The following is a 6,293-nucleotide window of genomic DNA, read 5'->3' on the forward strand; positions in this document are numbered from 1 at the left end:
GCCATGTGCCAGGGGCCGGGCGTGCAGGTCGTGGCATAGGTGCCGTGCGAGGGCCCGGTGCCGCCGCCGAGCATCGAGGTGACGCCGCTCATCAGCGCGTGCTCGATCTGCTGCGGGCAGATGAAATGGATGTGGCTGTCGAAACCGCCCGCGGTGAGGATCTTTCCTTCGCCCGCGATCACGTCGGTGCCCGGTCCGATCACGATGGTGACGCCCGGCTGGATGTCCGGATTGCCGGCCTTGCCGATGGCGCTGATAAAACCTTCGGTGATCGCGACATCGGCCTTCACGATCCCCCAGTGATCGAGGATCAGCGCATTGGTGATGACGGTATCGGCCGCGCCCTGCTTGTTGGTGGCCTGCGACTGCCCCATGCCGTCGCGGATCACCTTGCCGCCGCCGAACTTCACCTCCTCGCCATAAATGGTGAAATCCTTTTCCACCTCGATGATGAGGTCGGTATCGGCGAGCCGCACCTTGTCGCCGGTGGTCGGACCGAACATGTCGGCATAGACGGAACGCTTGATTTTTACGGCCATGATGCCCCCACTTTCCTGGCGTTCAAAGCACGCTTCTCGCCGCTTTGACCACATCATCAAATTCTGCGTCGATCATCGCATTGACACCCCGACATCCTGCGACGACCTGTTCGGCCCAGGCGACATAATCTGCCAGCTCCTCGCGCTCCTGCTTGCTCGGCTTCGGGGCGATGCGAGCACGCGTGTTGCTGATCTTGTCGGCGATCTTGATCATCTTGGCGGCCGGCGATTTGTGAGGCGCATCCTCGATCTGCTTTTGCCGACGCTGCTTCTTGGGCAGGCTCATGTCGTCGGTGACCTCGACGACGAGCGAGGCGACGCGCTTGCCGAATTTTGCAGCGAGCTCCTCTCGTGTAGTCTCGCTATCTTCGATCGTGTCGTGCAGCCAGCCGGCGGCGACCAACTCGGCGTCGGCACCATTGGTCGCACCGGCAAGCAGGTTGGCCACTTCCGCAAGGTGGTTGATGTAGGGCTCATCCCTCCGTCCCTTGCGTTGCTGGCCGTTGTGAAGGCGCGCTGCGAGTTCGGCAGCTTCGGAGATCAGGCGGATCGCAGGCAGCATGGCATGACCCTCGCTTTTTGCCTCAACCACGCCACCACGCGCTTCGTTCCTCGCCGCGCCGCACTCTCCTCCCCCCTTGCGGGAAGGGCGCCCACCCCTTGCACTCACCTCATAATGAATCACGACGTCCCCTTCGCGAAGAAGATCACAGCTTTCCCATCACGTCGCCGCGAAAACCGTAAATGGTGCGCTTGCCGGCGAGCGCCACGAGCTGCACCTCGCGGGTCTGGCCGGGCTCGAACCGCACCGCAGTGCCGGCAGCGATGTCGAGCCGCATGCCGCGGGCGCGTGTGCGCTCGAACTTCAGTGCCGGATTGGTCTCGAAGAAATGATAGTGCGAGCCGACCTGGATCGGACGGTCGCCGGTGTTGGCCACCGTCAGCGTCACGGTCTTGCGGCCGGCATTGAGCTCGATCTCGCCGTCCTGGATGAAGAATTCGCCGGGGATCATCGCTGCTTTTCTCCTAGCATTCCTCTCCGTCATGGCCGGGCTTGTCCCGGCCATCCACGTCTTCCCTCTTGGCGACTAAAGGCGTGGATGCCCGGGTCAAGCCCGGGCATGACGAGACTGATGGTTTCGTGTTCATCACCGGATCGGCGCGTGCACGGTGACGAGCTTGGTGCCGTCCGGAAACGTCGCCTCGACCTGGATGTCGTGGATCATTTCCGGAATCCCCGGCATCACCTGCTCGCGGGTCAACACCTGCGCACCGGCCTGCATCAGCTCGGCCACGGTGCGGCCATCGCGCGCGCCCTCCACGATGAAGTCGGAAATGATCGCGACGGCTTCCGGATGGTTGAGCTTGACGCCACGCTCAAGCCTGCGGCGCGCCACCATCGCGGCCATCGAGATCAGAAGCTTGTCCTTTTCACGGGGAGACAGGTTCATGCAAAAATCTCTTCAGGCGTTGACCAATCTAGTTGAGCCACAGTCGGGGCAGCTGCGCACCGGTCGCGGCGAGCACCGCCATCACGTCAGCGCGAAGTCTTGACGCATCTTGGGCACAGAAGCGCGCCATTGCAAATCCATTCCAGGCGGAAAGCCCGACCTCGCCGGAAAAGGGCGCGCAAGTGTCGCGGATGCGCGCGACCAGGGTCTCGTCACCCGGCACCACCAGGACGGTCGCGACGGCGGCGCCACCCCTGGCGATTGCGGGCCTTGCCAGCTTCTCGCCGATGTCGCCGTCGAGCCGAACGGTCTCGGCAAAGATCAGCCGGCCGCCCTGACGCACCCGCCAGCGATCCACAAAACTGCCATCGCGCATGGTCTCGCCCATCGCGGCGCGGCCGAACACGGCGATCTCGCACAATAGAAGCGAGGCGCCGGCTTGCAGATCGATGTCGATGCTGCGCGCAATCTTCGCTGCGTCGAACAAAATGGTCTCCTGCGGCAGCCAGGACAGATGGGCACGGTTCGCGACCTTCAAGCCGATGTTGAGCTCGGCCGCCGCGCCGGGTGCGCGATAGACCTTTTCCGCCGCCGCCGTCGTCAAGGTCAGGCGCGTGCCTTCGGCCGCCGAGATGTCGATGTCGAAACGGTCGCCGCCGGCAATGCCGCCGGCGGTATTGACCAGCACCGCCGAGAGCCCGTGGTCCTCGGGCGAGGGAAACCGCACCCGCAGCGAGCCGGATTCATGCAGGACCCCGCGCCGCGTCACGCCATCGCGCAGCGCGACCTCGAAGGCGACCGCGCCGCGGGCCCGGTTGGCCGCGAAGACCGCCGAGGCTGCGCCCGATGTGCCGCTGTGCATTCCCTCCCCCGCCGCGGCAGCCGCATGCCGCCGCGATGCCTCACAGCGCCATCTGGCGGCTGATTTCGGCTGGATCCATGCTGGCGCGATCACAGGAAAATTTTACCGCGCCGCGGTCCATGACCGCGAACTTGTCGCCGAGTTCGCAGGCGAAGTCGAGATATTGTTCGACCAGCACGATGGCGATGTTGCCGAGATTGCGGAGGTACGAGATGGCGCGCGCGATGTCCTTGATGATCGAGGGCTGGATGCCCTCGGTCGGCTCGTCGAGCAGCAGCAGCTTTGGCCGCATCACGAGCGCGCGGCCGATCGCGAGCTGCTGCTGCTGGCCGCCGGAAAGGTCGCCGCCGCGCCGGCCGAGCATCGTATCCAGCACGGGAAACAGCGAGAACACATCGTCAGGGATGCGGCGGTCCTCGCGCCTCAGCGGCGCAAAGCCGGTCTTGAGGTTCTCCTCGACCGTCAGCAGCGGAAAGATCTCGCGCCCCTGCGGCACGAAACCGATGCCGCGCCGGGCGCGCTCATAGGGTCGCAGAGCCGTGATGTCGGTGCCGTCGAAGGTGATCGAGCCGGAGGCGATCGGATACTGGCCGACCAGCGCGCGCAGCAGCGAGGTCTTTCCGACGCCGTTGCGGCCGAGCACGCAGGTGACCTTGCCGGGCTCGGCCGCGATCGAGACGCCGCGCAGCGCCTGCGCCGCGCCGTAAAAGAGGTTGATGTTGTCGACCTTGAGCATGCGGCTGACCTTTACCGACCCAGATACACTTCGATTACCCGCTCGTTCGACGAGACCTGGTCGATCGTACCCTCCGCCAGCACGCTGCCCTCGTGCAGGCAGGTGACCTTGACGCCGAGCGCGCGGACAAAGCTCATGTCGTGCTCGACCACCATCACGGTGTGGTCACGGTTGATCTGTTTCAAGAGCTCGGCGGTCTGGTGGGTTTCCACGTCGGTCATGCCGGCGACGGGCTCGTCGACCAGCAGCAGCTTTGGGTCCTGCGCCAGCAGCATGCCGATCTCGAGCCATTGCTTCTGGCCATGCGACAGGCTGCCGGCGAGACGATTGCGTGCATCGGTCAGGCGAATGGTTTCCAGCACGCGGTCGATGCGCTCGGACTCGGCCCTGCTGCCGCGCCAAAACAGCGTCGCTTTGACGCTGTGATCGACGTTGAGCGCGAGCAGCAGATTGTCCTCGACGGTCTGACTCTCGAACACCGTCGGCTTCTGGAATTTTCGCCCGATGCCGAGCTCGGCGATGCGCGTTTCGTCGAGCCTCGTCAGGTCGGTCACGCCATCGAACAGCACCGTGCCCTGGTCGGGCTTGGTCTTGCCGGTGATGATGTCCATCATCGTGGTCTTGCCGGCGCCGTTCGGACCGATGATGGCGCGCATCTCGCCGGGCTCGAGCGCCAGCGACAGATTGTTGATGGCGCGAAAACCGTCGAAGGCGACATGGACGCCGTCGAGATAAAGCAGCGCTGAGGTGGCGCGGGTGTCCATGACGTTCATGTCTCACTCCGCCATCTTCGGTTCGCTGACGCCGTCCTCGCGCGCGGCGCTCGCTTCAGCAAGCCGCCGCGCCCGAAATGGCTCCCACCAGCTGTTGAAGGTGCCGACGATACCCTTGGGCAGCAAGAGCGTCACCAGCACGAACATTGCGCCCAGCATGAACAGCCAATAGGGCGCGAGCACACCCGAGGTGAAGAAGGTTTTTGCGTAGTTGACGACGACAGCGCCGAGCGCGGCGCCGATCAGGGTGCCGCGGCCGCCGACGGCGACCCAGATTACCGCCTCGATCGAATTGCCCGGCGCGAACTCGGATGGGTTGATGATGCCGACCTGCGGCACATAGAGCGCGCCGGCGACGCCGGCCATGGAGGCCGAGAGCGTGAACACGAACAGCTTGTAGGATTCCACACGATAGCCGATGAAGCGCGTGCGCGATTCCGCGTCGCGGATCGCGATCAGCACCTTGCCGAGTTTCGAGCTCACCACCGCGCGACAGATCAGGAAGGCGACGATCAAGGCGAGGCAGCTCAGCGCGAACAGCGCAGCTCGCGTCCCTTCGGCTTGCACATTGAAGCCGAGAATGTCCTTGAAGTCGGTGAGGCCGTTATTGCCGCCAAAGCCGAAATCGTTGCGGAAGAAGCCGAGCAGCAGCGCGTAGGTCATCGCCTGGGTGATGATCGACAGATAGACGCCGGTGACGCGGGAGCGGAACGCGAACCAGCCGAAGCAGAACGCCAGCAGGCCGGGCACCAGCACGACCATCAGCAAGGCGAACGGGAACATGTCGAAACCGTACCAGTACCAGGGCAGCTTCTGCCAGTTCAAGAACACCATGAAGTCGGGCAGGATCGGATTGCCGTAAACACCGCGGGTGCCGATCTGGCGCATCAGATACATGCCCATGGCGTAGCCGCCGAGCGCGAAGAACGCGCCGTGGCCGAGCGAGAGAATGCCGCAATAGCCCCAGATCAGGTCGATGGAGAGCGCGAGGATCGCGTAGCAGACATATTTGCCCCACAGCGCGACCAGATAGGTCGGCACGTGGAAGACGGAGCCGGCCGGCAGCAACAGGTTCGACAGCGGAATCAGGATGCCGCAGGCCGCCACCACGATCAGGAAGGTGGTCGCGGCACGGTCCAGCGAGCGGGTGAGCATATGGTCCATCATGCTTCCACCGCCCTGCCCTTCAGCGCGAACAGGCCGCGCGGGCGCTTCTGGATGAACAGGATGATCAGGACCAGAATGGCGATCTTGCCGAGCACGGCGCCGGCGACCGGCTCCAAGAACTTGTTGGCGATCCCGAGCGTGAAGGCGCCGACCAGCGTGCCCCAGAGATTGCCGACGCCGCCGAACACGACGACCATGAAACTGTCGATGATGTAGCTCTGGCCGAGATTGGGGCTGACATTGTCGATCTGCGACAGGGCGACACCGGCGATCCCGGCAATCCCGGAGCCGAGCCCGAAGGTCAGCGCGTCGACGCGGGAGGTCGCAATCCCCATCGAGGCCGCCATGCGGCGGTTCTGCGTCACCGCGCGCATCTGCAGGCCGAGCGCGGTGAAGCGCAGCATCGCGAGCAGGATGACGAACACGGCGAGCGTGAAGCAGAGGATCCACAGCCGGTTATAGGTGATGGTCATCTGGCCGAGTTCGAAGGCGCCGCTCATCCAGGAGGGATTGCCGACCTCGCGATTGGTGGGCCCGAACAGGGTGCGGACCGCCTGCTGCAGCACCAGCGACAGGCCCCAGGTCGCGAGCAGCGTCTCCAGCGGCCGGCCATAGAGGAAGCGGATGATGCTGCGCTCGATCAGCACGCCGACCGCGCCAGAGACCAGAAACGCCAGCGGCACCGCGATCAGGAGCGAGTAGTCGAACAGGCCGCCATAGCGGGTGCGGATCACGTCCTGCACCACGAAGGTGGTGTAGGCGCCG

Annotated in this window: 9 protein-coding genes; all 9 read right to left on the reverse strand. The window is 64.6% G+C overall.

The window, feature by feature from the left end; translation table 11 throughout:
- A partial coding sequence (locus tag JOZ76_RS05615) for an amidohydrolase family protein (protein ID WP_291697639.1) occupies window positions 1-539 on the reverse strand: 539 nt, incomplete at its 3' end.
- 22 nt (window positions 540-561) lie between these two features.
- A complete protein-coding gene (locus JOZ76_RS05620; protein ID WP_291697640.1) occupies window positions 562-1,101 on the reverse strand; it encodes an HD domain-containing protein in 540 nt (179 codons plus the stop codon).
- Window positions 1,102-1,246: 145 nt separating this feature from the next.
- The gene (locus JOZ76_RS05625; RefSeq protein WP_291697641.1) at window positions 1,247-1,552 is read right to left on the reverse strand and encodes an urease subunit beta; all 306 of its coding nucleotides are present in this window, start codon (window positions 1,550-1,552) and stop codon (window positions 1,247-1,249) included.
- Window positions 1,553-1,687: 135 nt separating this feature from the next.
- Window positions 1,688-1,990 (reverse strand): urease subunit gamma, encoded by a 303-nt coding sequence (locus JOZ76_RS05630; protein ID WP_291697642.1) that lies wholly within the window; start codon window positions 1,988-1,990, stop codon window positions 1,688-1,690.
- Window positions 1,991-2,018: 28 nt separating this feature from the next.
- Window positions 2,019-2,852 carry an urease accessory protein UreD gene (locus JOZ76_RS05635; protein ID WP_291697643.1) on the reverse strand — a complete coding sequence of 278 codons (834 nt, stop codon included), beginning with the start codon at window positions 2,850-2,852 and terminating at the stop codon, window positions 2,019-2,021.
- 40 nt (window positions 2,853-2,892) lie between these two features.
- On the reverse strand, window positions 2,893-3,588 hold the full coding sequence (gene urtE, locus JOZ76_RS05640; RefSeq protein WP_291697644.1) for an urea ABC transporter ATP-binding subunit UrtE: 696 nt from the start codon (window positions 3,586-3,588) through the stop codon (window positions 2,893-2,895).
- 11 nt (window positions 3,589-3,599) lie between these two features.
- Entirely contained in the window at window positions 3,600-4,361 is a 762-nt protein-coding gene (urtD, locus tag JOZ76_RS05645) for an urea ABC transporter ATP-binding protein UrtD (protein WP_291697645.1), read from the reverse strand.
- Window positions 4,362-4,364: 3 nt separating this feature from the next.
- Window positions 4,365-5,528, reverse strand: a complete 1,164-nt coding sequence (gene urtC / locus JOZ76_RS05650) for an urea ABC transporter permease subunit UrtC (RefSeq protein WP_291697646.1) — start codon at window positions 5,526-5,528, stop codon at window positions 4,365-4,367.
- Window positions 5,525-6,293, reverse strand: a 769-nt coding sequence (gene urtB, locus JOZ76_RS05655) for an urea ABC transporter permease subunit UrtB (RefSeq protein ID WP_291697647.1), incomplete at its 5' end; no start/stop codon positions are given. The genes urtC and urtB, both read right to left, overlap by 4 nt.

Source organism: Bradyrhizobium sp., from assembly GCF_019244115.1.
GTDB lineage: Bacteria > Pseudomonadota > Alphaproteobacteria > Rhizobiales > Xanthobacteraceae > Bradyrhizobium.

Bases quoted from the DNA above. Each gene is read 5' to 3' on its own strand.
- JOZ76_RS05625 (WP_291697641.1), bottom strand. From the start codon at position 1,552: ATGATCCCCGGCGAATTCTTCATCCAGGACGGCGAGATCGAGCTCAAT.
- JOZ76_RS05630 (WP_291697642.1), bottom strand. From the start codon at position 1,990: ATGAACCTGTCTCCCCGTGAAAAGGACAAGCTTCTGATCTCGATGGCC.
- urtC (WP_291697646.1), bottom strand. From the start codon at position 5,528: ATGATGGACCATATGCTCACCCGCTCGCTGGACCGTGCCGCGACCACC.
- urtD (WP_291697645.1), bottom strand. From the start codon at position 4,361: ATGAACGTCATGGACACCCGCGCCACCTCAGCGCTGCTTTATCTCGAC.
- JOZ76_RS05620 (WP_291697640.1), bottom strand. From the start codon at position 1,101: ATGCTGCCTGCGATCCGCCTGATCTCCGAAGCTGCCGAACTCGCAGCG.
- JOZ76_RS05635 (WP_291697643.1), bottom strand. From the start codon at position 2,852: ATGCACAGCGGCACATCGGGCGCAGCCTCGGCGGTCTTCGCGGCCAAC.
- urtE (WP_291697644.1), bottom strand. From the start codon at position 3,588: ATGCTCAAGGTCGACAACATCAACCTCTTTTACGGCGCGGCGCAGGCG.